This window comes from Shewanella sp. SR43-8 (assembly GCF_014163775.1).
In the GTDB taxonomy this organism is placed as follows: Bacteria; Pseudomonadota; Gammaproteobacteria; order Enterobacterales; family Shewanellaceae; genus Shewanella; species Shewanella vesiculosa.
Map to the genome: position 1 here is coordinate 237,025 of NZ_JACJDX010000001.1, position 23,835 is coordinate 260,859.

The window sequence follows — 23,835 nt, forward strand, 5'->3', positions numbered from 1 at the left end:
TATGCTGCAAGTAAATCTTAACAGGACTCCGCTAAAGATAGGCTTTATCGGAGGCTCTCATGGCTCCGCTGTGGGTTATGCGCATAGCGTAGCTTGCCAGCTTGATGGTTTTTGGACATTGACCTCTGGGTGCTTTTCTCGTGATATTGAAAAAAGTCATGAAACAGGCAAGTTTTGGGGAATTGAAGTTTCCTCTATTTACAGTGACTGGCAACTATACATCAAAGAGCAGGGTAAAATGTTAGATGCTGTAGTTGTGTTGACTCCAACCCCGAGTCACGAAGAAATTGTTTGCCAATTACTCTATGCCGGTATTGCGGTGATTTGTGAGAAAGCCATGGCAGCAAGCGTATCTCAGTCATTATCTATACAACAAGCGCTTAAAGAGACAAACGGTTTTCTTGCTGTGACTTTTAACTACAGTGGTTATCCAATGTTAAGAGTGCTGAAGCGTCATGTTGAAGCGGGTGATTTAGGTAATGTGCTGCAAGTGCGTGTTGAGATGCCATCTGATGGATTTATTCAAGATATAAGTAGTATGGCTCCTCAAGCATGGCGCTTAGTAGATGGAGATATTCCGACGTTATTGCTTGATTTAGCTGTGCATGTGCATCATATCAGTGATTTTGTGACAGGCTGTAAGCCACTTAGCGTCAATGCTGATTTTAACCACTTTTCAGTTTTTGAGGGTATCGTCGATGACGCTAATATTTGGCTTAAATGTGAGCAGGGTATTCGAGCTTCTTACTGGGTGAGTAAAACCGCTATTGGTTATAAAAATGGATTAAAAATTTCAGTATTTGGTGATAAAGGAAGTGGTCATTGGGTACAAGAAGAGCCTGAATTGCTGCACCTATTTAATCAGCAATCTGTCGAGACGACCTATAACAGAGGTAATTGCCGTTTTGCTGATGAAATAAGAGAGCGTTTTAAACCTGGACACCCTGGCGGGTTTATCGAAGCCTTTGCAAATCTCTATCAAGATATTGGGCATGCGTTAATCGAGTATAAGCAAACCGGTTCTCATCAGTCTCCTTATGTTTTTGGATGGCAACATGCCCATGACGGCTTAGTGTTGCTTGATGCTGCAACGCGATCACATCAACAACAGCAATGGATAGATTTAACATGAAGGAGTTATTTATGACAAGTTTATCTCCAAAGGTAAATATTGGTGAGCGTTTAATTGGTAGCGGCCTACCGGCATACATTATCGCCGAGCTTTCAGGCAATCACGGCGGCAGTTTAAATAAGGCATTAGCACTTTTGCGCGCAGGCGCATCTACTGGAGCTGATGCTATTAAGCTGCAAGTTTATCGTCCTGATACCATTACTTTAAATGTGAGTCACGGGGATTTTGCTATCCCTGAAGACAATGCCTGGGCAAAGTATAAGAATTTGTACAACTTGTATGAATATGCCCATACACCTTGGGAATGGTTACCTAGTTTATTTGCTGAAGCTGAAAAGTTAGGCGTAGAGTTGTTTGGCTCTGTGTTTGATAACAGCTCAGTAGATGAATTAGAACAGTTTCCCGTTAAAGCCTATAAAATAGCATCACCAGAGATTGTTGATTTAGGCTTGTTGAAAAAAGTCGCAGCAACAGGCAAACCTGTGATTGTATCAACAGGGCTTGCCAGTTTAGGTGATATTGCCCGCGCTGTAGATTGTTTGACAGAGCACGGATGTAAAGATGTCATTTTACTTAAGTGCACCACAGCCTACCCAACCCCGCCAGAAGAGGTCAACCTTAAAACGGTTCAAAGTCTTGCGCAGGCATTTGGTTGCCCAGTGGGTTTATCAGACCATACCGTTGGCATAGGTGTTTCTATCGCTGCGGTAACTATGGGGGCGTGTGTCATTGAAAAACACATCAAATTGGATGACGGAGAAGAGACTGTCGATAGCTTTTTTTCACTCACCATTAATGAGTTTAAAAATATGATCTCTGAGATCAGGCGGGCGGAACTTGCTATCGGAAAAGTGGAGTATAGCTTAACTCCTGAAGCTGCAAAAAATAGCAATGGTCGCCGTTCCCTTTATGTTTCCCAAACGATTAAGGCTGGTGAAACCATAACAGAGTCAAATATTCGCTCTGTAAGGCCAGGGTATGGGCTTGAACCTAAATATCTGCCATTAGTGCTTGGTCGTAAGGTGTCTCAGGATTTACATGCAGGTGATAGATTAAGTTGGGATGTGATTGCGTAGGCAAGCATAAAGAGTAAATAAATATGAATAACGAGTACTTTTCACATGTGGTTGAAGTTATTGTAGAATATATTCAGCAGCATAATAATGACAGCGTTAATGAAACAAGTAACTTTGTGACTCAAGGCTTACTGGATTCATTTGCGATTTTAAGTTTGATTATGACTTTAGAGTCAGAGTTTAAGATCAAATTTAAGCCCATAGAGTTAGCAAACCTCGAATTGCAACAGGTTAAGGGTTTGGCTCAAGCTGTTTGCGACAAACTGGCATTTTAAGGCTAATCATGTCTCCTATCTATACTCGCTTTGAGCTTGTTGCAAATTCTACACCTGATAAAATCGCATTATACGATAACGGGCAGAAGTTCAGCTACCTACAGCTATTGCAAATGGTTGATAGACTAGCATTGAACATTTTTGAGCTCTGTGCTGAGGTTCGGCCTCGTGTAGCTTTAATAACCAATGAACACATTGATAACGTATGCGTTAGCTTAGCATTGGCTAAATTAGGCGGTTGCTGCGTACCCATGAATGCACATATGTTACCCGCACAACTGCAATCAGCTTGCAAAGCCGTTGATGCGAATATGGTTATTGGACAGCAGAATTTAATCGAAAAATCTCTTGATAACTTGGAGTTAACCCCTTTATTTACTGATGATGTTAGCTGTAAGCAAACTGTGATTTCAAAAACTCTGCCAGCAGCCGTTATTGCTCTTTGGTTAGCTGAAGATGATTACTTAATTACTTTGTCCTCGGGATCAACGGGTCAGCCAAAACCGATTATGATTTCCCAGACAGTAAAGCTTGCCAGAGCTGAGCAAACTTGGGCGCTATATCAATTGTCAGCTAGTGATACAGTACTGTGTGCTTCACCCTTTTTTCACTCTTTGGGGCAGCGACTAACATTTGTGCCCTTGTTATTAGGTGCAGGGCTGGTTCATCTTGAGCGCTTTACTCCATCGGCATGGTTAGCCTTGGTCCAGAGCCAAAGTGTCAGCTTTGTTATTTCTGTATCATCTCATCTATATGCATTAAAAAGCAGCTTGCTATCTAATGTTGCCGCATTGCAAAGTTTACGAACCATTGTGACTTCTTCTGCGCCAATAGATTCGGCGTTTAAAGCCCAAGTTTTTAATGCCATTGGTTGCGACTTTCATGAAATATATGGCGCCTCAGAAATCGCTGTTGCAACGAATTTGGCCCCAGTGTACGCCAGCGAAAAATACCGAACAGTGGGCAAACCATATGAGCAAGTTGACATCGTTGTTTTATCACATGACATGCAGCAAGTTGGCTTTCAGGAAGTGGGTCAAATTGCTGTTAAAACGCCACTGCGTTTTTCTGGGTACTATGCCAATGAGCAATTGACTCAGGCCGCCTTTATCGATGGATATTTTCTTACTGGAGATATTGGATCAATTGATCAAGATGGTTTTGTGACCTATGTTGGCCGCCAAAAAGATATTATTATTTCAGGTGGAATTAATATATATCCTAAAGATATTGAGGTTGCGCTTTTGCAACATGAGCAACTTAATGAGGTTGCTGTTGTTGGTGTTGAAGACAGTTTACTTGGTGAAGTGATTATTGCTGTTTGTATCACTGAAAATACCGTCAATATAGAATCTCAATTGCGGAAAATAGCGAATCAATCTCTGGCCTCCTTTCAAAGGCCGCTGAAGTACTTCTTCCTCGATTCTTTACCGTTAACAGCCACAGGTAAGGTGTCAAAGCTCTTATTAAGAGAACAATACAATAAGCAGAATGACGGTTGGACAGATATGCTTAGAGTCATGCTTTATGGAGAGCAAGCTAATGAGTGATGTCTATTTATTTGGTGCTGGTATTCAGGGTCGCATTTTTCTTAAAGCAATGAAAGCCGCTGGCGTAAATGTGGTCGCTATTATTGACAGCTTCACCTCAAAAAGTGATATCGATGGCATTGCGGTTGTAAAACCCGAAGATATCACTGATAAGCATACTAATATCTATATATCGGTAGGTTTGATTAGTCGAAGAATAAAACAACAGTTAATGGAATCAGGCTTTAGCTGTGCCTTTGATTTTACTGAGTCTTTACAAGCGTTCCCAGGGATTATTGATGAATTGAAGCATCATAGTTTGTGGTATAGCGATGCGCTTTCACAACGCGTTAATGAGCATGAGATTGCGCAGTTCAACGCTTGGTTAGCAGATGATGTAAGTAGAGCGTTACTGAGTAAAATTGTTCGATTTAGAACCGATTTCAATATCGGAAATTACATAGATCCTGATAAGCAACGTCAATATTTTGCTGAAGATGTTCCAGCGTTAAGCTCGCTAAAAAGCATACGTTTTATTGATGCTGGTGCATATAACGGTGATACGCTTAATCAGTTATTTGAAGTTGCAAAATCTAAGCAAATTCCCATTGAATATTGTGCTAGTTTTGAACCAGACCCAAGCAATTTAATAGGTTTAAAACAGGCTGTTTTTACTCTATCTACTCCACAACAAAGTGCAAATATCTTTGTTTATCCGTCAGGGGTTTGGAGTGAAAGTGCTCAGCTCAAATTTGAGGCTGAAAGTAACACATCCAGCAAGCTGTCGCTGGGCAGTATCGACGCGGAAACAATTAGTTGCGTCGCCTTAGACGATGTGGTTTATGGTGCTAAACCCAACTTTATTAAGATGGATGTTGAAGGTGCAGAGCAAGCTGCTTTGCAAGGGTGCAAGGGCATTATTAGAGACTTTTCTCCTGTGTTGGCAATCTGTCTTTATCATAAACCGAGTGATCTTTGGCAAATACCAGCATTGGTTATGAAAATAAATCCTAATTATGACATGTACTTGCGAGTATATAGTGACATGTTGCTAGAAACTGTACTTTATTGTGTACCAAAGCAAACTAACATCAAGTAGTAGGTTTCTTAAGGAAGTTTTTCGATGTGGACTAAACAGATAGAAATCATTAGCCAAGATATGCAACAAGTCGATCCCAAATATTTGCCTACGAGCTTCTGGCAATTTGGGGCAAAAGGCTTGCAACAAGATATTGAAACCTATGGTATTGAGAGTTTTCGAAGCTTGACGAGCGCATTATCGTTTTTTGTTCCTACTTACTTATTTCATGGTTGGGCAACTTGTCCTGAAAAATATCAAGATATGATGACAATGTGCCAAGCGCAGCTAGCTGGTGATCGTAAAGCTTTATTATCGATGCAAGATTTTCTATCTGGTGAAGCTCATGCTAGAAGCGACTTTCGGGTATATAAAGCCAGCGAAATACAAAAGCAGCCGTTTACCGAACACTTTAGTGAAAGCCTAATCGGGGCACCGATTGAACAATTTGAGTTTGATGAACGTAAGTTTAGCCGCTCTAGTTTGAATTACTTACTTGGGCTTAACTTCCTAAAGCAACAAATTGGTGACGTGCCAATTAAAACGGTGTTAGAGATTGGCGGCGGTTTTGGTTCTCTGGGTGAAATACTGCTAAGTGATGACCGTAATGATACTTTTTATTTGAATGTTGATATTGCACCTACATGTTTGTTCTCAACGTACTATTTGCAATCTCTGTTTGGTAGTGACAAGATTGCCGATTATCAGGCGATAAAATCGATAGCTGAATTGTCGTTATCTAACTTATCAAGTCTTTATAAAGGTGCAGTTATATGCCCTTGGCAACTGCCTGAAGTGACTGGAGAGTTAGACTTATTTATTAATTTTATCTCGTTCCAAGAAATGGAACCTGACATTGTTAAAAATTACCTTGAACATGTATCACGTTTGAACTGTAAATATGTGCTGCTGAGAAACTTAAAAGAAGGAAAACAGCTGGCAAAAAATGGTAACCAGGCTGGTGTAAAGCAACAAATTAAGGCTGACGATTACGACACTTTTTTACCTAAATATCAACTTCTATCAACAAATGTGCACCCATTTGGTTTCGAAACCATCGATGGCTATAATTCTGAATTACGTTTGTATAAGCGTAACGCTTAAGTCAGCAATAAGAAGTCACCACTATTTTTACAAGGATCTTTTATGAGCAAAATACATATCCAAGACAATCGACCAGCAAGTGCTAATGGCGCTGATTATTGGAGTAAATTGCTTAATCAACAAGATATAGATCCTGCACTATTCATTGGTTCATGTTCTGATGAACAAAAAAAGCAATTATTTAGAAATTATGTATCTGTAATTAATATTGAGGCATTTAATTTCTGTAATCGTAAATGCAGTTACTGCCCTGTTTCTATTCTTGATGAAAGAAGGGGTAAAATAAAACATATGTCAGATGAGGTTTATCATAAGCTTATCAGTAATTTATCAATTATCGATTATAGTGAAAAGCTAGTGTACAACCTTTATAATGAACCTTTAGCAAGTAAAAAACTTTTTTATCATAAACTACGTTACGCAACACAATACTTGCCCAAGGCTAGGTTGTTTTTTAATTCTAACGGTGATTATTTAGATATACAAGCTCTTGATGATCTTAGTCAAATTGGAGTAACGGGTATTAATGTGACTTTGCATCCGAAAGGGGATTATCAACATGATGATAGATATGCCGCTTTAGTAGAGTTTTATGAGAAAGTTAATCAATCACTTATTTTGGAGTCTCAAGTGGTTGGTGAATCCATTCGTAGTCATTTTATGTATAACAGCATGCGTGTTGATGTGAGTTGTGTAAATTACGAAGAGGTGGGTCATTCCCGCGCTGGAGCAATAGAACATCTTATCATTAAAGAGCTAAGAGACTATCCGTGTTTTAGACCATTTAGAGAGTTCACTGTCTATCACAATGGTTATGTTTACCCGTGTTGTAATATAATGCCAGATCTTGATGAAGGGAATAAGCTCGCAATTGGTCATCTTGAATCAGAGCTAAGTATTTTTGATTTATATGCTTCGCAGATAATGCAAAATTGGCGTAAATCGCTGATCACATTTGGCCCTAAAAAGTCTCCATGTGATCTCTGTTATGAGAGAACGTGCACTGTTGATAATAAAGATAGATCTAAGCGTGAGCAGGTATTAAACTCTATACTATCTGAACAGAGTAAATGAGTTGCATATCACAGTAAGAAACAGCAACCTAGATCACGGCTATAAGCGAAACATACACTGGACCTTAAGTATTAAGACCTGCAAACGACCCATTTAACGTTATGTCTTTTATAGATTTTCTCTGTTGTGACTTTTGTGCGTTTTTTATTATATAGCAAACCGCCCAGTCTAACGTTACTGTTATTTCTGACTAGGCCCGATGACCGATACATTCAAAGATCGGCAGCAGCCAAACGTCCACATTTTTTGTTAGGTGAAAAAATGTCTTTCAACTCACGTTGAGTCATTTTCAAACGTAATGCAAAAGGCCGTAAAGACAAGTTTGCAATGGGTGACAAAGCTAGACTTAGTATGGTAAGGCCTTACCACTTCTATCTCTTTAACTTTGCTCTTTCGCTACCGATAATACTTATAAATAGTTTTATCGCCATGCCCCAAGCTTCAAGCGAGACTCATGCAATTCATCAAATATTGATAATCCATGAGGGATTTTGGCAAGTGCTTTGACTATAACTTCATCTGAATCCGTATCTGATAGTGAGGGATCCCCATGAATTTAAAAGCTTGCCTGTGGTTCGCGTATAATTTTATTCAACGCACTAATACCTGCTAACCAATGGGCTTTTGCAAGCTTCAATCTCCTGTCTTTATAGGCTCTTAATCCGATAAATTGATTTTAGAGTACATTACGGTATTTGATGGAGTTAGCTTGATATTGTCGATGCATATTTGCCGTTTTCACACTAAGACCAAATAAGAAAAGCAAAAACTGAGCGAGACTTGCTATCATCAGTAATACCGTCAGTTTAAGCGTGATTCTAGAGCCGCAATCATTCAGTTTCAGCCCCGTCTTCATATATCTAAAGCTTTCTTCAATTTGCATTCGAGTCGCATAAATACTGACAATTTTTCTAGGGGTTAAATCTGCTCTACTCAAAGAGGTAGCCAGTAACCACGGTTCTTTTTCACGCACAGCATTGGCTCTTGAATGCTTATTGCGTCTTGCTCGATCACCCGTTGTTGTTTTGTCTTTTCGTCCTTTATGTTCGCGTTTGAATATCACTAAGCGGGACTTAAAAGCCACTTGTTCACCTAGCTCATAAGTCCCTAAATCTTTCGCTGTAGAATTGGATTGTTCATAGCGTTTTTTGACTGGATACCAAGAATGCTCTGACACTTTCTTAGCATGGGTGCGGTTTCTGAACCTTCCAACATAATCCCAGTTGAGCGACAACACCATTTTAAACCAAGGTTTACGAAAGCCTGCATCGGTGACTATGATGGGCTTACAGTCTTTAGGTAGCATGGTTTTGAGTCTTGTCATAAACAGCAAATGGGTTGCGGGTTTTTCTTTGTATTTGACTGAGTGTATTTCTTCATAAAGCGTTAATGAACGGCCTTGAGCCGCCAGTGATGCGCGAATGAGAAAATGCTGTTTTCGGTCATCCAAATCAGACCAATCAATGTGGATAATCGGTCGATTAAAGTTGTTCACCAAGATGTATGCCATTCTGGTGTAAATGGATTCAATCTCGCGGTGTAGATGGCCATTGTTACATAGCCTATCAACACGTTTAATTTTATGCTTTCCTCTGGCATCACTGTCTAAATTGCGGCCTAAGTTCGCAGTAGATAACAATGAACCACTCATCACGCACTCAATGGTGGCGAACAAACTTTCTGCAATGTTTGTGCATTGATGGAGTGACAATCGAAAGGCATTTTGATAAAACTTGTCTCGCATTCATGGCATTTATCCGTGGTTATTTTTGTTTGGCGATAGATTTGATCACCAAATGCCATGAATTTTCCTATCTTAATTTAAATATCTATCTGTTTTTTTTGTTATTTCGTGGGGATTCGTCAGTATCTGATATGACTGTATTGCAGCTTTTTACACTGAGGACAAATCGAAAAATTTGCTCTACATAAACGTCTAGTTCTTTTGGCAAGTTGTCTTTATCGATATTTCCTATCAACGATTCGGGCATTAATCGATAATGTTATCGATTAATGACTCTTTGTTAGCCAGTAAATTAATCTTTGAAACTTCCATTTAATGTTCACCGCATCATGCTATTTGACTTAAATGGAATTTAACGAAAAATAGGCTTTGAGTCCATTATTGGGTTCAAACTATCGAAAAGCGGAGTTTTGAAGAATGCTTAAAAAAATTCCAAAAAAGGGGTTTCCAGAGGCGGCACAACTTTTTTAGGTTTTTAGTAAATTATTGATAAAAAGGTAAAAATAGGCTATATGGTCTCCCCACAGGAGAGTTTGGTCGACTTTAACCAAAGTTAACCAAAATAAACTAAACGTTACTTATCAATACTTTAATTCAATAAATACGTTTTTGACATTAACCAAAATTACTGTAAATTAGTCAAAATAGATTCCAGAGGCGGCACATAGGCGGCACAATTTTTGAGGCTAAGTGATTATGGTTAAAGAATTTACCTTCACAAAACGGTGTTTTGAACAGCTAAAAAGCGGCACAAAACGCTATAGAATTGCCGATTTAGAGCAAAGAGAGTCAGTTAAAGGCCTAATTTTAGAAGTTATGCCATCAGGCCAAAAGTATTTTCGCTTTAGACGCAAGCACTTAGGCAAAGACGTTGCCGTCACTATTGGCCTCTTCCCCAATTTGACCATTGAGCAGGCACGCAAGCAGGCTAAATTAATCGCGGTAGACATTTCCCAAGGTATTAACCCCAACGAATCTAAACGGCAAGCCAAAGAAGCGATAGCCCTTGAAGATGCCCTATCCTTATCTGTTCAACAATTATTTGACGCATACGTTGCTGAGTTCATCATCAAGATTAAATCTGGTGAACGCCGCCAAAAGTCATTAGATGATGTTCATTCCATTTGGAACAAACATATCAAACCGCGCATTGGTCATTTAAGAGTTGAAAGCATTTCTAAAACGGATGCTGACAATTTCATAAAACTGATTATCACCAAAAATTCAGCCGCGATTAGAAACAAGTGCCTAACCTTGCTCAAATCGATGTTCAACGACCAACCGCTAAACCCGTTTGTGCATATCAAAAAACTAGCAGGCACAAAGCGAGAACGTATTTTAGCCGAGCATGAAGTTAAGCGATTACTAGAAGCCTTAGAGTTAGAACTGCCTATTTACCGTGATGTGGTGATGATGTTGCTATTAACAGGCCAGCGCAAAAGCTGCGTGTTCAGTATGGAATGGCGTGAGATAGATCATCAACGTGGTATTTGGCTTATCCCCACCAGCAAAATGAAAGTTAAAAAGCCTCATGCTGTGCCACTCACTAAAGAAGCGATGGACATTCTTACCAGACGCAGCCAAGAAGCAGCTAAAGGTGAACGCTTTGTATTCCCGAGTGAGCGCAGTCAATCAGGCCATATTATCGAAAAGGCAGGTAAAGGCAGCTTTTGGCATCGCATCACAGAACGCGCAGAGCTTCGCGGTACTGAAAAAGGTGATAACGTCACCATTCACGATTTAAGGCGAACCATCGCAAGTTGGAGTGTTATGCGTGGAGGTAACATTCAAACAACGAGTAAACTATTAGGCCATAGCGATATCAGCATCACAGCCAGCACCTATGCTCATTTAGATATTGAACAAGTTAGGGCTGAATTGGGAATTACTACCGCTCACTTGTTAGGGACTTTTCAGCACGAATCGAAAGTGGATAGACTGGCTAGGGAAATAGAACAGCTCTCAGAGGAAGAAAAAAGAGAGCTGTTTGAAAAGTTTTAGCTGAATGCTTAATCTTGCTCATTCGCCATGACAGAACAAAATTTTCGCTGAACAGTTGATTTACTACTGGTTAAATGACCTTTTTGAATTAAAGCCATAATACCGAACATAATGAAAATAATACCAAAAATATAACCACTAATAGACATTAAAAGTGTTTCAACTTTTGATTGTGTGTATATAAAAATAAATACACCAATACTGGCTAAGACTATGTAAGCCAAAACTAAAGCAAGATGCTCTATGTTTCTAACTATTTTTGATTGATATTTACCTGAATACCTAAAAGAATCCATGTTTTCTGATAGTTCGATATACCTTTCTTGATCACTATATGCTTTAAGATAATCAAAGGCATGTGGCGTCATGATAAACCACTTAACCTCCTGTAATGTCAACTCCCTTTTGCAAATACAGCTAATAGCTACACAGATTGCTGAAAAGTTCTTGTCAGGTGAATCATCAAGGTATGTTTTAATTTCTTTGAAAATATCAAATTTTTTTAGCTTCCCTGTACTTTTTTGAGCTAATAGGTGAGAGATAGTCAATGCAATACCAAAAATTGCACCTACAAAAGTAATCAACTTCGAAACTACATCTAATTCCATTTAATATTCCTAATTAGTTTATTGCACGTAATTAAAACAATCCTGATATTTTTTAAAAGAAGCCATTGCATTAGCAATAATCAGCGGATTCTGAGTCTGATGAGACCAAAAGTACCCTGCGACTCCGCTGAGTTGGTTAGAATTTTTAAGGACATTTTCCAACAATATGACTGGGTAGCCCTGCTTCTTACGGCTGATGACATGTATGCCACCATGGATATAAGAACTGAGAGACCTGTATGAATTTTCTTTGAATTCAAGTAGTGGTTGAAGTGCATTTTGTGGTGCTTTGCCTTCCATTGCCTTCATCATTTCACCAACCATAGGTATTGAATTAGCCGCTTGAGCAGACTCATTTGTAAGCTCTGAAAGTAATTTATCCACCATAATGTCTGATGCCGCGAAAATTAACCAATGCGCTCTGACTAAAGCCTCATATTGGAGCCTTAGTAGACCTAATGCTGATGTAAAGGCATTAGCATGCATTAGAATTTTAATACTCAGAGCATGCTCCATAACAACTGCGCAGAGAACACGAGCACCTTCAGTTCGTTTTGACTTTTGTGCTTCAGGATGTGCTAGCAGTCCATTAACAAAGTTTTCGAACTCAGCAGAGCGAGAGAGAAGCTGATCCATGCTTAACCTAATTATTCATATATGATTAGTTCAAGTTTACTAAATATTAATTACAGGAGCTACGAGTATTGTTAGGTGATAGCAATATCATAACCACATTTTTCAGAATTTATAGAAAGTAGATAGCTTAGTGAGATAAATAGAAAAGCTCTCGAAGTAAAAAGAGAGCTATTGAGTAAGCTATTTTAAACTATGATTTAATAGCAACAACTTTTTCAGTTTTAACTTCTTCAACTTTATGTGTATGAAGAATACCGTCATGTGAATGCTTTTCTTGATTGTTAGTATCAGTTTTTGCAATCCCATTGTGATAATGATAACCAGTACAAAGTCCTTTATCTATTGATGCTTGACTACAGTTGTGACCACCGTTTTTATCAGTTCGTCCACTATGAGCAAATGATGTTGGTACTATCAAAAAAAACAAAAGCGAACTTAAAATTATTTTATTCATATCCTCTACTTAAGCTAAACAGCTATTATAATAAATTAACTTAAAAACCAACCTAAAATTAGATGTACTATTACTTTAGATTAAATTAAAAAAACTAAAACCTTATTTTACGCACCTATTTATTTAGTATGATTTATTAGCAAAAACTTACATTTGTTAAGGAACAAATCAAATATTGACCTTAAAACTTTATAGGTAGAACTTCTGTTATCATGCCATTGATTAATTCGGTGTTCACGACGTTTAGTGTACGTTATACATAATTTCTCTTTTGCTCTAGATAAGGCAACGTAGATTGCACAGTTGTTTTCAAAAGGCTCATTTTCATAATTCCAAAAAGCCTGGTCTTCTAAACCTATGAAATATACAGAATGATACTCTAGACCTTTACACTTGTGAACATTCATTATCTGCACTGAATTTTCTGCATTAAATAGTATTATCGCAGCTTCTATCGTGCTCGATTGAGAGCACATATCCCTCAAATGAAGTTCAAGACTTCGCCATATTAAATTATAATACTCAGAAGATTTATACTGCTTCCAACGCCCTTTAATTTTTTGAATTCCTAGAAAGTGAACAAAACTCTGGATATACGACAGTAATTCATCCACTGTAGTATCTACCGTGACTAAGTTTTTATTTAAAGTTATGAAATTGACTATTTTTTTTGTCAATTCTTCTTCTTTTTCATCTCCTACTTCTATTTTATTTAAAGCCAAGTTGATCTCATAAAGCTCTGTCATTACTTTGGGCTCAGGAAAAAACAATGCTTTTAAATATAGAGAAAAAAGCTTCCCTAAGGGCTCTTTCAATGCATCCTGCAAATCATTCATATCAAGATTATTTATTCCAGCTTTAGATAGCTCAGCTCTTAGTATCCTAGTATATTGTGAGGATAGTTGCTTTGTCAGAATACAAATATCTCCTTCACTTACTCCAGTGGCGATAACATCTCTAACATTACCTACAATAAAAGATGCTTCTTGGAATTCATCAGCGAAAATATGTACTGAACAATTTTCTGGCTGAGTTGAGAACCCATTTATAGGATTAGTATCATCTTTTATGTACTGAAGAGTAATTTTTAGTACATCTTGAATTTCTTTTGATGCTCTATAGTTTTTCAAAAGGAATTTATTGGTCGCGATAAAATCGACTAAAAAATCATTCGATACTGTTGGTTTTGCCCCTGCCCATAACATTATACTCTGATAAATATCACCTACGGTTAATATATTAGTGTCAGTATCCTTGAATAGTAATTTAAGAAGTTCATATTGACTATCTGTTGTATCTTGAAACTCATCGATAAAGACATAAGCATATGAATTCTTAAAAGCATCTCGAATATCATTTCTAGATTTCAATATTTTAATGGCTAATACAACTAAATCATCCATTAATATTTTGTAATTACCTCTAGCTTCATTTTTTCTAAATACAATATCGTAATTATTTATTGGCCGTTCAGTTTCTGGTAGGACATTTTTAAATCTGTCAACTATGCTCTTGCAAAATGCATGAAATGTGAAGGAATCGAAGCGTGCTGATTTTACACCGCAACGCTTATTAACCCTTTCCTTTATATTTAGCTGAGCTTCAGTTTTGAATGTTAGCGATAATATTCTTTTAGGCCACACACATTTACCAGTGAAAAATAAATAATTAGCTTTTTGAGCTAGCAGTTCAGTTTTCCCTGCTCCGGCACCTGCTAAAACTAAAATAGACTTATCACAGATAATTATATCCATAAGTTCATCAGTAGCTTGAATCCCTTCAGACGGAAGCCATTTTTTCATCATTCAACAACCTGTTCAGCAAGCTTGATAATACGTTCAGTTAAACGAATTAGCTCCGCTGGCAACTTTTCTTTTATTTGTTCAGGATTATATTTTTTTTCAAGTTTAGCGAACATTCTAACGTGAGAGGCAGGTTTACTTTTATTTGATAAGAAACGATATCGATACCATATAAAGTTGCGCTCCCAATCAGTTCCAAATTTAAATCGTTTGCCAGCATTCCCCTTTTTCAGAACTGCTTTGATTAATGCCTCTTCTCTTTTTACACGATCGTCATCTTCTTCATCTTCTTTTCCTTCTGAAGGGCCACGTTCACCATAAGTCTCATCTTTTTCACAAAAAACTTCAGGAAATGCACAAATCATCGAATAATCAATATCTAATGGACTAGAGAAAAAAACATTGCACCTCTCTAACTCAGAAACAATATTTTTAACTTCTGTACCGTAAACTAGATTAAATAAATTAGGATCTCTCTGATCTGTCCAATCCGGAATTAAAACTGGCACTTTATTGGTTATGTATTGACTAGCTACCACATCCATCTCAAGTAACTGTTCAATCGCATATTTCATACGACCGAACCCCCCACCATTTCGATCAATATCAAAATCTAGCAAAGTAACAAACGGTATCTTTAAAGTATTAAGTAGTCGCCAGAAATGATTTACATGTCTCCCACCTAACGGAACTACAGATACAGAATGTGCATCTACATCTTGACCATACTGCTCTAATAGCTTGGGTATAATAACTTTTTCACTGTCACCTTCTCCGAGAATGACTAGTTTTGCAAAATAAATTTCAGGGTATGCCTTTACTGCTTCACTTATATACTTTGCCTGCTCGTCTCTATCTTCTGGCAATGATAGCGCTTGTATATGGGTACTTTTAGTTTCATTATCTAACCGAAAATGACGTATTTGTGTTGGCTCAATTCTGCCTACTAATGAAGCTGAGTGAGTAGAAACAACTGATTGGCAAAGTTCACTAGCTCCATACTCTTTGATTAACTTAACAATGCGCCCCAGATAATGTGGTGATAGGTGGTTTTCTGGTTCTTCCAATGCAATTAAACTGTATATAGGCAACTTCATTTTATCAGCATCAAAATTTGAAGGTTGCTTACTAATTATGGCTTCTCGTGTGGCCTTATCTATATCGAATAGAGCTTTAGTCAAAGCAAAGTAGACTAGAGACTTCTGTCCATCACTAAGTCGGCTTGTATCAACTTTATTTCCTGTGGCATCAGGCATGAACTGGAGTTGCAACAATCTCAATATTTCATTTATTTCTCCCACAGGAAAGTTAAGACCAGCTTGATTGAGATGACGACCTTTATAAATCTCTTTCCAGTTTATATTTATTGCATTAGTAATTTGTGCTAAAGCTGGATTATCTGTTGCTAGTTGATTTAATTTTTGAGCTTGTACTTCAAATGACTCTTGTTCACCCTCAGACCACTTTATAGCTTTAAGTAATCGGCCCAGAATGGCTTTTGAAGAATACTTTAATTGAACTAATGGGTCTCTATTCGCTGGAATATAGTTGACTTGAATTGCGTTTCGTTGTGTAGCGGATAATCGATGTTTATTATCTTCTTGGGGATTATCCATATCACCATCGACAACCCATATATTTTCATCGACATCACCTAATGGGTTGTAATCAAAATTCAAACTAGCTTCTAAACGAACTCTAAATATAATGTCTCCACTAACGCTTGAAGCTGTCAACCCATTAATTAAATAGGGAATAGAAGGGGCGTCTCCTCCACCTGACAGCGTAAACCAAGCTTCAATAAATAAATATCTTGGATCACCTTTGTCTGCATTTTCTTTCAAATGAAAATCAGAAGCGCTAATCCCCCGTAAGGAATGATCAATAGAGAAAAGCTTATTCAAAGCTTCAAGAACAGCACTTTTACCAGTTCCGTTATGTCCAATAAATGCAGTTACATCAGGCTCAAAATCTATTATCTGTGGCGTATCAGTTGAAATGCTTTTATATCCTGAGACCATTAGTTTTTTTAGTAACATTGTCATCTCTTTTATTGAGGTATTTTAATCAATCAACTCGTAGTGCTATTTCCAGACAAATAAAGATGCTATGAAGAACCACATGTTTTATTTTTTTGCTTAATTATTTCATCACTATTATTTTGCATTACTTTCAAAATCATTAAATTACATTCTTTTTCTTTTAATTCTTGCTCAGACTTTTGCTTTGGTTCACTGATATAGGCAACCATAGGTTTATAAGTAAGTGATGCATTGCAATACATATTAGATAAGCTTCGCCCTCTCTGATTCAGATTTTCCATACTAGATAGCTGAGTGCAAAGTTCAGTGAACATAGCCTTGGCTTGTTGAGTACATTTAGAGAATTGAGTGGCTTGTTGCTCAAGGTCTGAGCAAACGCTATTGGGTTTTATCTTCCATAGCTGATGCTGAAATCTGATATTAGTATCGTTGTATACTAAGCTTTGCGAGGTAACCGTGGTGTTCATTGAATCAACATACACTTCAGCAATACTATTGCTTACCGTGTGCAGATAAGCTGCAAAAAATTGTGAAAATGGATCCATTACTCTTCCTTAAGCATATGTTGAATATTTTATAACGTACTAACAATACTCCTTTTTCTATCTTAGTTGAACATTTTTATTACGACCTCATTTAACTATTAATTTCGGATTACGTACACTTATTGACAGAACTCCAAGTTAGAGCGATTAAGCTCAATTTTACCATTAGCTTGTGAATAGCTTAACGTCCACTCATGTACCCTAGTGACGATTTCAAAGCCCAAAGCCACAATGCCTTTTAACTGCACGACAAACTCATCACCATAGCGATTAGATTTGTAATTACGAGCTTCTGCTTGATTGCGGGAATTTCCGAAAATTCCCGAATTAGAATCTCGGATTATTTCAGGATTTCCTGAAATTGATTGAGTACTGATTCCCGCTGCATTCGTAGCATCCCCCGCATTTTTTCCTGCTGCGCTAAAACTACAAAATGTAGGCTGATGCCCTACACCCTTAGTATCGACATAGGGATTGCCGAAATTTTGGTTGTCGAATCTGATATTGCTTTGCTTTTTATATTGGTATAGCAATCTAATTAGCTGATCATCACGCTTACAAAAAACGCCACCCATGAGTTCAGTGTAACGACCCCAATCGGAGTCATCAGCGGCTTGTCTAATTTCTTCCACCCACTCTAGGCTTTCATCAGTTATTTTACTTAACCGTCTTAATTCGCGCCAAGGTGTTACCCCTACCCCTCCAATTTGCTGAAATTGACGAATACCCCAACATGAAGCCCAAACACGAATACGTGTTGCCGCGGTAACAGATTCCGTTCCGTAAAGGTCATGATCAATCCCTTCACCATCAACTCCTTTGGCTACATACTTGGCAATATATCCCGTTGCAGAACCTTTATTAGGATCGATGTATTCAACCTTAAAACGGCGTTCTTTTGCACCTTGTTCGTCACCATCTTCTTGTAGGCAATATTCTTGAAAGGTTTCGACTAATTGTTGTTGCTGCTCATTTTCAACAAATAACAATAAATGCCAATGGGGTGTGCCGTCATGGTGAGGCTCTGCTACCCTAAAACCAAATGGGGTAATTTTGTCACGATTAAGTGATGCTCTAATACGCTGAAATGTAAGATTTAAATAGTCTTGAGCATCTAGTGGTGTGGCGCCTTGCCATTTAGGGTTTTCGGCACCCGATTTGGCAAAGCAACGATGATATTTAGACGGTGTTGTCATTGTCAGAAATACAGCTGAGTAGCCATGCTTTGTGGCGTAATCTTCAAAACCACGAATGCGAACCATCAGTTCAGCTTTACGGATTTTGGGATTAGACACATTAAGATCTGATAATTCAGCAAGGCTTACACTGTAATCAAGCTCATTGGTGGCTAAGGTATTCTCCAGTAATTCACGACTACTTTTCCATTGCGACATAAAATTCTCAACGGTAATGTTACTGGCATAAATACCACGATGTTTATTCACTTGATTTAATAAACGTGAAATAGTTTCGATTTGCCGATTGTGAAGCCTTCTTAGTTTTGGCTTCCACCATGACTCATCACAAGCACGACGAATCACCCCCATGACTTTTGAATACTCTTCATCGGTCAAACAATCATTCTCAAGATTATTTAATACAGTATCCGTTAACGGGTGTTGTTTTATTTGATAGCAGGTAACATAACGCAATATTGCAGAGTAAGTTTTGAACAAACTTTGTGAATTATCACGTGATGATATTTTCAAGCATTGTCGAGCATGGTGTTTAGACATTGCCTTAAAATCACGGTCATCAACACTAACACAGCTCATTCGGTTACTGCTGTGGCCTAATACTTTGCTAATTGCAGTAGTTGTCCGCAATAGGTACAAATTTGCTTCTATGTGATTAGAAAAACGTTTGTAACGATGCATAAGTGCATTTTTATGAATTTGTGGTAAGCCATATAATCGCCTAACAATAAAGTTAGCATTATCAAGTTCTACTCTAGTCATGAGATTGCACTCCATGCTGCTTTAGCCACTCAAACCCACGTTGATTTAACGAGCAATATTGCCATCTTAAGCCTGCTATATAACAGGTACTTTCGCTTAAAAAGCCATTAGCCTTTAACTTAAGTAATGTTCGTTTTTGAAAATGACCTGTATATGAGTCATAACCGATCATCTTGCCTAGGTCGGGACATATCTCAATACAAACCTCGATGTGGTTATCTTGCGATAACCACTCAATGAATGTGACTTGTTCATTAGTAAAGGCGGCCATTACTTGCCTCCTTCACTATCTGAAGCCGTTACGTTATGTAACGGGTTCACTTCTATACTGTCAGAATTGTCATCACTGGACTCGTTAACGAGTACATGTTCCGTTAACGGGTACAGGCTCGATTCACAGGCTTCATGTTGCCATAACAGAATAATGTGCTTGTTAGGTTCACGAAGTACTTTAAGCTCATTAACAGATCTTTTAAGAGTGCTATTTATATTTAATAACGAGCAAATAATCATTCCCGCTAAAAAGCTATACAGTGTGTTCATATACCCTCCCGTTAACGAAGTTTTCAACATCGCTTTGGCGGTACATCACACGACGACCAACTTTGATAAAACAGAGAGGATAGCGGCCAGTACAACGCCACACAGAAAGAGTGCCACTTGTGACGCCTAAAAACTCAGCAACCTGAGCAGGGGTAAGTAATAGATTATTCATGTTAACTCCTAATAATGTATATATTTCAGGAGTGAGAATAAAATTATTGGATTAGAGTGTATGTACAATCAAGCTGCTTAAAAATACATTAAGCTGCTTGACTGTATTTTCACACCTTTAGACTTTCTGTTTTTTAAATCGCTCAGTTGATCTAAACCAATTAATCACAGTTCTATGTCCATTAACTACACTATTGAAAATGAAGTCATGTTTTTTGCCAATTTCTACAATTTGAGGGTAAAGTGCCTCAGCAGCTTTAGTGTAAGAAGTGAATTCGTTAGTAGATAGAAAAAGTGCGATCGCTTCCTCCGATGTTGCCAAAGAACCTTGCTGAGTTTTTTTTCCGCCTTTCTTACCAGCTAGTTTATTCTGCTCAAGAACAGCAATATTCTTGATAATCTGCTCTCTCATTAGTATGGCGTGTGATTGTTGATTGAGAATAAATGCTTTTATTAACATATCGGCAAAAATATCCGCTTGCTCATTTAGCCCACTCAATTGACAGACCAACATACCCTTAAACAATCTGAACAATTCATGCCTGTGTTCAGTTGAAGTTTTGCCTGTAAATCTAGCAATCAAAGTTTTAATTTGTGGTGTTACAAATGCTTCAGACTTAGGTGAACAAACTCTTAATGCTTCGCCGAACGATTGAGTAGCTTCTATCTCTTTAACTTTGCTCTTAAGTGGACTTTCGCTATCGATGATACTTATAAATAGTTTTATCGACATGCCCCAAACTTGACAGCGTGACTCATGCAATTCATCAAATATTGATAGTCCATGGGGAGTTTTGGCAAGTGCTTTGACTATAACTTCATCTGAATCCGTATCTGATATGGCTGTATAGTAGCTTTTTACACTGAGGACAAATCGAAATATTTGCTCTACATAAATGTCTAATTCTTTTGGTAAGTTGTCTTTATCGATATTTCCTATCAACGATTCGGGCATTAAATCGATAATGTTATCGATTAATGACTCTTTGTTCGCCAGTAAATTAATCTCTGAAACTTCCATTTAATGTTCACCGCATCATGCTATTTGACTTAAATGGAATTTAACGAAAAATAGGCTTTGAGTCCATGATTGGGTTCAAACTATCGAAAAGCGGAGTTTTGAAGAATGCTTAAAAAAAAATTCCAAAAAAGTGGTTTCCAGAGGCGGCACATAGGCGGCACAACTTTTGACGATTTTAGTAAGCGTTTGATTTTTAAGGTAAAAAGAGGTGTTATGGTCTCCCCACAGGGACTCGAACCCCGATCGGCCGCTTAGGAGGCGGCTGCTCTATCCTGTTGAGCTATAGAGAGACCCAGTGATTATACTGAGTTTATAATCGAATTAAACCTTTTAAATTTAATTGCTTAATTAACAACCAACTAGTTCTTAATTGCAATGTCATTCACTTGAATATTATATGCACTGTCGATACCGTCAAAGATTGCCGTTGAACTGTCTTCGGTCACTTGTTCGATAACCACATTCGCCCGACTTTTAGTCGCGATAGCGCGCATAGAGTTGAATCTGTCGGGGATGTTTTTCTGTAGGACGATTTGGAACTTATCACCCATTTTAACGCCATTTTTACGGCCTAAATTAATGATAATGCGATCACCATCTCTTGCCACAATTTGGCCTAGTAATGGTCGGCAATTGAGTTGCTTATCTAACGACATAACGCTTTGTTGTAAAATATCACTGATCGCCTGGCCATAAGATGATCGCCAAAAGCGTTGATTAGCTGGTGAGACGATTTCTTGTCGTTCAAATTCCCAAGGGGCTGATGTCGCAAATGATTCCGACCAGACCACTTCACCGCTAATGCCATGATAAAGGGTTAATTTAAGGATAAATTGCCTCAGTGGATCATCTTCTACAAAGCCCAAATAACTGCTTTGTACTGGTTCAGTTGAAATATCAATAATTTCGGGCTGCAGCAAATATTGGCTGTCGGTGAGTTCACCTAACCAACTGGGTATGCGGTTACCTCTAAAATTGACCAATTGATTGGTATTATCAATTTTCTCATCTGCATGTAGCCTGGCAAAACTGTATCGCGATTGCGCGTTAATCGCTTTGCCTAATTGTTCGGTGATGCGCTCTTCAAAGTGGGCTAATTGACCATAGCGTAATTGTTCGCGTTCTTGTAAATAAGCTTGAGGCAGCATAATCGCAGCTTTGAGTGATTGGCTTTTACATTGGGCATCGGGCTCTTGTTCGCTAAGCTCAAGCTGTAAAATGACAGTAATAGTATGCTCGCTGATCATTTCACTCATTAATTCAACATTATTGGCCGAGCCCATACGCTGCATTTGAAAAGTATCTTGAGTAAGCCGTCCTTGGTTAATTTGTTGTTCGCTAGAAAAGTTAACTCCCGCTTTTAAGCTGGCATAATTTAATGCTTGGCTGATAGCGTCTTCGCGGGCTTTATCAATATCGCCGTTAACAATTTTGGCTTTGCCAGTCACCTCAATTTGTTCAGCAAATGCAGACATTGTCACTAGCAAGCCACTTGCACATAATATGGCTATGACAGCAAGATGACTAAAGGGATTAGCTCGGTTAGTAGGGCTGTGTCGGATCAGCATACGATGTCCTAATGTCAAAAAAACGTCTATTTGGCCTAATAAAATGAATTAAGCTTACTCTATATTTTACAAAGCAAAAATTGTGCCTATAACCGCTTTAATAGTTTTTTTTAGATGTAGGGTAATTATAGTAAAGCTTCTAACGCATTTGCCGATATAAAGGAACGAATATTAAAGAGTAAAAAATTGACCTTAGTTACCGATAAATAAGGCGATAAAATGGCTCATTTATACCAAGACTTGCGGCATTTTTGTAAGAGGAATTATTATGATTAATAGGCTTATTGTCCCCACGGTCATACTGGCGTCATTGACGTTAGTTGCATGCACCCAAACGCCTAATGCTGCCAATAATCTTGCCTTTAGTAATAACGGTAAATTTGTCAAAGTGGTCGATGAAGATCAGGTTTATCAGCACAAGCTAGCTTATGATATACAAGCTGTTGGAATATCGCCTAAGGGCCAGGTCAATGTGTGGGCAGAAAAGTTAGTCAACGAATTAGTATTGCAAAATGATGCCCTTCGCCCTGATGAACCACTGCTCATTTCTACGCCGGTAATGGCCAGCAATTTAAATACATCCAATGAGTTAGGCCTTCAATTACAGCAAGGATTGCTTGCTGCATTCCATGCCCATGAGTTTAATTTGGTTGATTTAAACGTCGCAACCAATTTACGCGCAACAGAGCAAGGTGAATTTATGTTGAGCCGAAATTGGGAGCTGCTGCGTTCCGATTTACCGGTAGCGCACGTTTTGGTATCAACCATGACCTTAACACCTGAAGGAATCGTCTTTAACGGCCGAATAGTGAATGTGACCAATAATAGAGTGGTTTCTGCGGTGCAATCATTTGTGGCGGCGTCGAGCTTATCGGGTTATTTACAACCGTCTGAAATGATTGAATCGCGTAATGGTTTACTGTATCGCCACGAAAATAAGGGCGACAGTCGTTATACCGTATTAGGAGATAAGCTATGAAGTCGTTAATGTTAATTGTGCTGGTACTGTTAACTGGCTGTGTAAGCAAGGATAAATATGTCCAGTGGGAAACCGAAGCTCCAGCCTCGTTCCCTACCCTAACCGCAATTGGTTATGCACCCTTAGCGACTCAGCCAAGCAAAGAACCATCGCATCGTATTTTAATGGCAATGCAAGCATCAAAAATTGCTGCATATCGTGAGTTAGCAGAGCAAGTGTATGGCCAAAAGATTACCGCAAACAGCGACGTGAGTGAGTGGTTATTAACTGACGACAACGTTAAGTCTAGCGTGAGTGGCATTATTCGCGGCGCTAAAGTGGTAAAAACCTACCCAGCCGGTGAGTTTTATGTCACTGAGTTAGCACTTGATTTTAAACAAGTATGGCAGTTATACGAGCAACAAAATCGCCCTAAGCGGGTAAAAGAAGTGACTTACTTCTAGGGCCGATTTACATTAGTAGTTAAGACGATTTTATTAGATAAATGCTCAGTTG

Annotated in this window: 22 protein-coding genes, 1 tRNA gene and 2 pseudogenes; 10 read left to right on the top strand and 15 right to left on the bottom strand. The window is 38.3% G+C overall.

Annotated features, from left to right (window positions below):
* Nucleotide 1 precedes the first annotated feature (1 nt).
* The 7 genes from H5114_RS00995 to H5114_RS01025 are packed head-to-tail and all read left to right on the top strand — an operon-like array spanning nucleotide 2 to nucleotide 7,268.
* A complete protein-coding gene (locus tag H5114_RS00995; RefSeq protein ID WP_182721970.1) occupies nucleotides 2-1,132 on the top strand; it encodes a Gfo/Idh/MocA family protein in 1,131 nt (376 codons plus the stop codon).
* An 11-nt stretch (nucleotides 1,133-1,143) separates the two neighbouring features.
* Nucleotides 1,144-2,208, top strand: a complete 1,065-nt coding sequence (pseI, locus tag H5114_RS01000) for a pseudaminic acid synthase (RefSeq protein WP_182721971.1) — start codon at nucleotides 1,144-1,146, stop codon at nucleotides 2,206-2,208.
* Nucleotides 2,209-2,231: 23 nt separating this feature from the next.
* Nucleotides 2,232-2,483, top strand: coding sequence for an acyl carrier protein (locus tag H5114_RS01005; RefSeq protein WP_182721972.1), 252 nt, complete (start codon nucleotides 2,232-2,234; stop codon nucleotides 2,481-2,483).
* An 8-nt stretch (nucleotides 2,484-2,491) separates the two neighbouring features.
* Complete coding sequence (locus H5114_RS01010; protein ID WP_182721973.1) at nucleotides 2,492-4,033, top strand: class I adenylate-forming enzyme family protein; 1,542 nt, start codon at nucleotides 2,492-2,494, stop codon at nucleotides 4,031-4,033.
* A complete protein-coding gene (locus tag H5114_RS01015; RefSeq protein ID WP_182721974.1) occupies nucleotides 4,026-5,111 on the top strand; it encodes an FkbM family methyltransferase in 1,086 nt (361 codons plus the stop codon). Before H5114_RS01010 ends, H5114_RS01015 begins: the two co-directional genes overlap by 8 nt.
* Nucleotides 5,112-5,135: 24 nt before the next feature.
* Entirely contained in the window at nucleotides 5,136-6,194 is a 1,059-nt protein-coding gene (locus tag H5114_RS01020) for a putative sugar O-methyltransferase (RefSeq protein ID WP_182721975.1), read from the top strand.
* A 42-nt stretch (nucleotides 6,195-6,236) separates the two neighbouring features.
* Nucleotides 6,237-7,268 carry a radical SAM/SPASM domain-containing protein gene (locus H5114_RS01025; protein ID WP_182721976.1) on the top strand — a complete coding sequence of 344 codons (1,032 nt, stop codon included), beginning with the start codon at nucleotides 6,237-6,239 and terminating at the stop codon, nucleotides 7,266-7,268.
* Nucleotides 7,269-7,332: 64 nt separating this feature from the next.
* On the opposite strand, the pseudogene H5114_RS01030 reads toward H5114_RS01025, so the two are convergent.
* Nucleotides 7,333-7,521 (bottom strand): annotated as a pseudogene (locus tag H5114_RS01030) (IS4 family transposase); the annotation flags it as partial.
* A gap of 303 nt (nucleotides 7,522-7,824) precedes the next feature.
* Nucleotides 7,825-9,016 (bottom strand): annotated as a pseudogene (locus H5114_RS01035) (IS4 family transposase).
* 692 nt (nucleotides 9,017-9,708) lie between these two features.
* On the opposite strand from H5114_RS01035, the gene H5114_RS01040 reads away from it, so the two are divergent.
* The gene (locus H5114_RS01040) at nucleotides 9,709-11,013 is read left to right on the top strand and encodes a site-specific integrase (protein ID WP_182721977.1); all 1,305 of its coding nucleotides are present in this window, start codon (nucleotides 9,709-9,711) and stop codon (nucleotides 11,011-11,013) included.
* An 8-nt stretch (nucleotides 11,014-11,021) separates the two neighbouring features.
* Here H5114_RS01040 and H5114_RS01045 read toward each other — a convergent pair whose 3' ends face one another.
* From H5114_RS01045 to H5114_RS01105, 13 genes are all read right to left on the bottom strand, one after another.
* Entirely contained in the window at nucleotides 11,022-11,621 is a 600-nt protein-coding gene (locus H5114_RS01045) for a hypothetical protein (RefSeq protein ID WP_182721978.1), read from the bottom strand.
* An 18-nt stretch (nucleotides 11,622-11,639) separates the two neighbouring features.
* On the bottom strand, nucleotides 11,640-12,257 hold the full coding sequence (locus tag H5114_RS01050; protein WP_182721979.1) for a DUF6988 family protein: 618 nt from the start codon (nucleotides 12,255-12,257) through the stop codon (nucleotides 11,640-11,642).
* Nucleotides 12,258-12,447: 190 nt separating this feature from the next.
* Nucleotides 12,448-12,711: a YHYH domain-containing protein gene (locus H5114_RS01055; protein WP_182721980.1), complete on the bottom strand. Its 264-nt coding sequence runs from the start codon at nucleotides 12,709-12,711 to the stop codon at nucleotides 12,448-12,450.
* Nucleotides 12,712-12,830: 119 nt separating this feature from the next.
* On the bottom strand, nucleotides 12,831-14,516 hold the full coding sequence (locus tag H5114_RS01060) for a UvrD-helicase domain-containing protein (protein WP_182721981.1): 1,686 nt from the start codon (nucleotides 14,514-14,516) through the stop codon (nucleotides 12,831-12,833).
* The gene (locus tag H5114_RS01065) at nucleotides 14,513-16,552 is read right to left on the bottom strand and encodes an ATP-dependent endonuclease (RefSeq protein WP_182721982.1); all 2,040 of its coding nucleotides are present in this window, start codon (nucleotides 16,550-16,552) and stop codon (nucleotides 14,513-14,515) included. The genes H5114_RS01060 and H5114_RS01065 overlap by 4 nt, the downstream gene beginning before the upstream one ends.
* A 68-nt stretch (nucleotides 16,553-16,620) precedes the next feature.
* Nucleotides 16,621-17,100: a hypothetical protein gene (locus H5114_RS01070; protein WP_182721983.1), complete on the bottom strand. Its 480-nt coding sequence runs from the start codon at nucleotides 17,098-17,100 to the stop codon at nucleotides 16,621-16,623.
* A 119-nt stretch (nucleotides 17,101-17,219) separates the two neighbouring features.
* Nucleotides 17,220-19,058: a replication endonuclease gene (locus H5114_RS01075; RefSeq protein WP_182721984.1), complete on the bottom strand. Its 1,839-nt coding sequence runs from the start codon at nucleotides 19,056-19,058 to the stop codon at nucleotides 17,220-17,222.
* On the bottom strand, nucleotides 19,051-19,329 hold the full coding sequence (locus tag H5114_RS01080) for a hypothetical protein (protein ID WP_182721985.1): 279 nt from the start codon (nucleotides 19,327-19,329) through the stop codon (nucleotides 19,051-19,053). The genes H5114_RS01075 and H5114_RS01080 overlap by 8 nt, the downstream gene beginning before the upstream one ends.
* On the bottom strand, nucleotides 19,329-19,601 hold the full coding sequence (locus tag H5114_RS01085) for a hypothetical protein (protein WP_182721986.1): 273 nt from the start codon (nucleotides 19,599-19,601) through the stop codon (nucleotides 19,329-19,331). Before H5114_RS01085 ends, H5114_RS01080 begins: the two co-directional genes overlap by 1 nt.
* Nucleotides 19,585-19,773 (bottom strand): helix-turn-helix domain-containing protein, encoded by a 189-nt coding sequence (locus tag H5114_RS01090; protein ID WP_182721987.1) that lies wholly within the window; start codon nucleotides 19,771-19,773, stop codon nucleotides 19,585-19,587. Before H5114_RS01090 ends, H5114_RS01085 begins: the two co-directional genes overlap by 17 nt.
* 117 nt (nucleotides 19,774-19,890) lie before the next feature.
* A complete protein-coding gene (locus H5114_RS01095; RefSeq protein WP_182721988.1) occupies nucleotides 19,891-20,793 on the bottom strand; it encodes a hypothetical protein in 903 nt (300 codons plus the stop codon).
* Nucleotides 20,794-21,007: 214 nt separating this feature from the next.
* Nucleotides 21,008-21,083 (bottom strand) — tRNA-Arg (locus H5114_RS01100).
* Nucleotides 21,084-21,152: 69 nt separating this feature from the next.
* Nucleotides 21,153-22,361 carry a flagellar assembly protein FlgT gene (locus H5114_RS01105; RefSeq protein WP_259395201.1) on the bottom strand — a complete coding sequence of 403 codons (1,209 nt, stop codon included), beginning with the start codon at nucleotides 22,359-22,361 and terminating at the stop codon, nucleotides 21,153-21,155.
* Nucleotides 22,362-22,629: 268 nt separating this feature from the next.
* Between H5114_RS01105 and H5114_RS01110 the strand changes: the two genes are divergently transcribed.
* Both H5114_RS01110 and H5114_RS01115 read left to right on the top strand, forming a co-directional pair.
* Nucleotides 22,630-23,340, top strand: a complete 711-nt coding sequence (locus H5114_RS01110; RefSeq protein ID WP_182721989.1) for a FlgO family outer membrane protein — start codon at nucleotides 22,630-22,632, stop codon at nucleotides 23,338-23,340.
* Complete coding sequence (locus H5114_RS01115) at nucleotides 23,337-23,783, top strand: LPP20 family lipoprotein (protein WP_182697980.1); 447 nt, start codon at nucleotides 23,337-23,339, stop codon at nucleotides 23,781-23,783. Before H5114_RS01110 ends, H5114_RS01115 begins: the two co-directional genes overlap by 4 nt.
* The last annotated feature ends 52 nt before the right edge of the window (nucleotides 23,784-23,835 follow it).

What these genes read in the sequence shown, in the direction of transcription:
- H5114_RS00995 (WP_182721970.1), top strand. Translation starts at nt 2, where the DNA reads ATGCTGCAAGTAAATCTTAACAGGACTCCGCTAAAGATAGGCTTTATC.
- pseI (WP_182721971.1), top strand. Translation starts at nt 1,144, where the DNA reads ATGACAAGTTTATCTCCAAAGGTAAATATTGGTGAGCGTTTAATTGGT.
- H5114_RS01005 (WP_182721972.1), top strand. Translation starts at nt 2,232, where the DNA reads ATGAATAACGAGTACTTTTCACATGTGGTTGAAGTTATTGTAGAATAT.
- H5114_RS01010 (WP_182721973.1), top strand. Translation starts at nt 2,492, where the DNA reads ATGTCTCCTATCTATACTCGCTTTGAGCTTGTTGCAAATTCTACACCT.
- H5114_RS01015 (WP_182721974.1), top strand. Translation starts at nt 4,026, where the DNA reads ATGAGTGATGTCTATTTATTTGGTGCTGGTATTCAGGGTCGCATTTTT.
- H5114_RS01020 (WP_182721975.1), top strand. Translation starts at nt 5,136, where the DNA reads ATGTGGACTAAACAGATAGAAATCATTAGCCAAGATATGCAACAAGTC.
- H5114_RS01025 (WP_182721976.1), top strand. Translation starts at nt 6,237, where the DNA reads ATGAGCAAAATACATATCCAAGACAATCGACCAGCAAGTGCTAATGGC.
- H5114_RS01040 (WP_182721977.1), top strand. Translation starts at nt 9,709, where the DNA reads ATGGTTAAAGAATTTACCTTCACAAAACGGTGTTTTGAACAGCTAAAA.
- H5114_RS01045 (WP_182721978.1), bottom strand. Translation starts at nt 11,621, where the DNA reads ATGGAATTAGATGTAGTTTCGAAGTTGATTACTTTTGTAGGTGCAATT.
- H5114_RS01050 (WP_182721979.1), bottom strand. Translation starts at nt 12,257, where the DNA reads ATGGATCAGCTTCTCTCTCGCTCTGCTGAGTTCGAAAACTTTGTTAAT.
- H5114_RS01055 (WP_182721980.1), bottom strand. Translation starts at nt 12,711, where the DNA reads ATGAATAAAATAATTTTAAGTTCGCTTTTGTTTTTTTTGATAGTACCA.
- H5114_RS01060 (WP_182721981.1), bottom strand. Translation starts at nt 14,516, where the DNA reads ATGATGAAAAAATGGCTTCCGTCTGAAGGGATTCAAGCTACTGATGAA.
- H5114_RS01065 (WP_182721982.1), bottom strand. Translation starts at nt 16,552, where the DNA reads ATGTTACTAAAAAAACTAATGGTCTCAGGATATAAAAGCATTTCAACT.
- H5114_RS01070 (WP_182721983.1), bottom strand. Translation starts at nt 17,100, where the DNA reads ATGGATCCATTTTCACAATTTTTTGCAGCTTATCTGCACACGGTAAGC.
- H5114_RS01075 (WP_182721984.1), bottom strand. Translation starts at nt 19,058, where the DNA reads ATGACTAGAGTAGAACTTGATAATGCTAACTTTATTGTTAGGCGATTA.
- H5114_RS01080 (WP_182721985.1), bottom strand. Translation starts at nt 19,329, where the DNA reads ATGGCCGCCTTTACTAATGAACAAGTCACATTCATTGAGTGGTTATCG.
- H5114_RS01085 (WP_182721986.1), bottom strand. Translation starts at nt 19,601, where the DNA reads ATGAACACACTGTATAGCTTTTTAGCGGGAATGATTATTTGCTCGTTA.
- H5114_RS01090 (WP_182721987.1), bottom strand. Translation starts at nt 19,773, where the DNA reads ATGAATAATCTATTACTTACCCCTGCTCAGGTTGCTGAGTTTTTAGGC.
- H5114_RS01095 (WP_182721988.1), bottom strand. Translation starts at nt 20,793, where the DNA reads ATGGAAGTTTCAGAGATTAATTTACTGGCGAACAAAGAGTCATTAATC.
- H5114_RS01105 (WP_259395201.1), bottom strand. Translation starts at nt 22,361, where the DNA reads ATGCTGATCCGACACAGCCCTACTAACCGAGCTAATCCCTTTAGTCAT.
- H5114_RS01110 (WP_182721989.1), top strand. Translation starts at nt 22,630, where the DNA reads ATGATTAATAGGCTTATTGTCCCCACGGTCATACTGGCGTCATTGACG.
- H5114_RS01115 (WP_182697980.1), top strand. Translation starts at nt 23,337, where the DNA reads ATGAAGTCGTTAATGTTAATTGTGCTGGTACTGTTAACTGGCTGTGTA.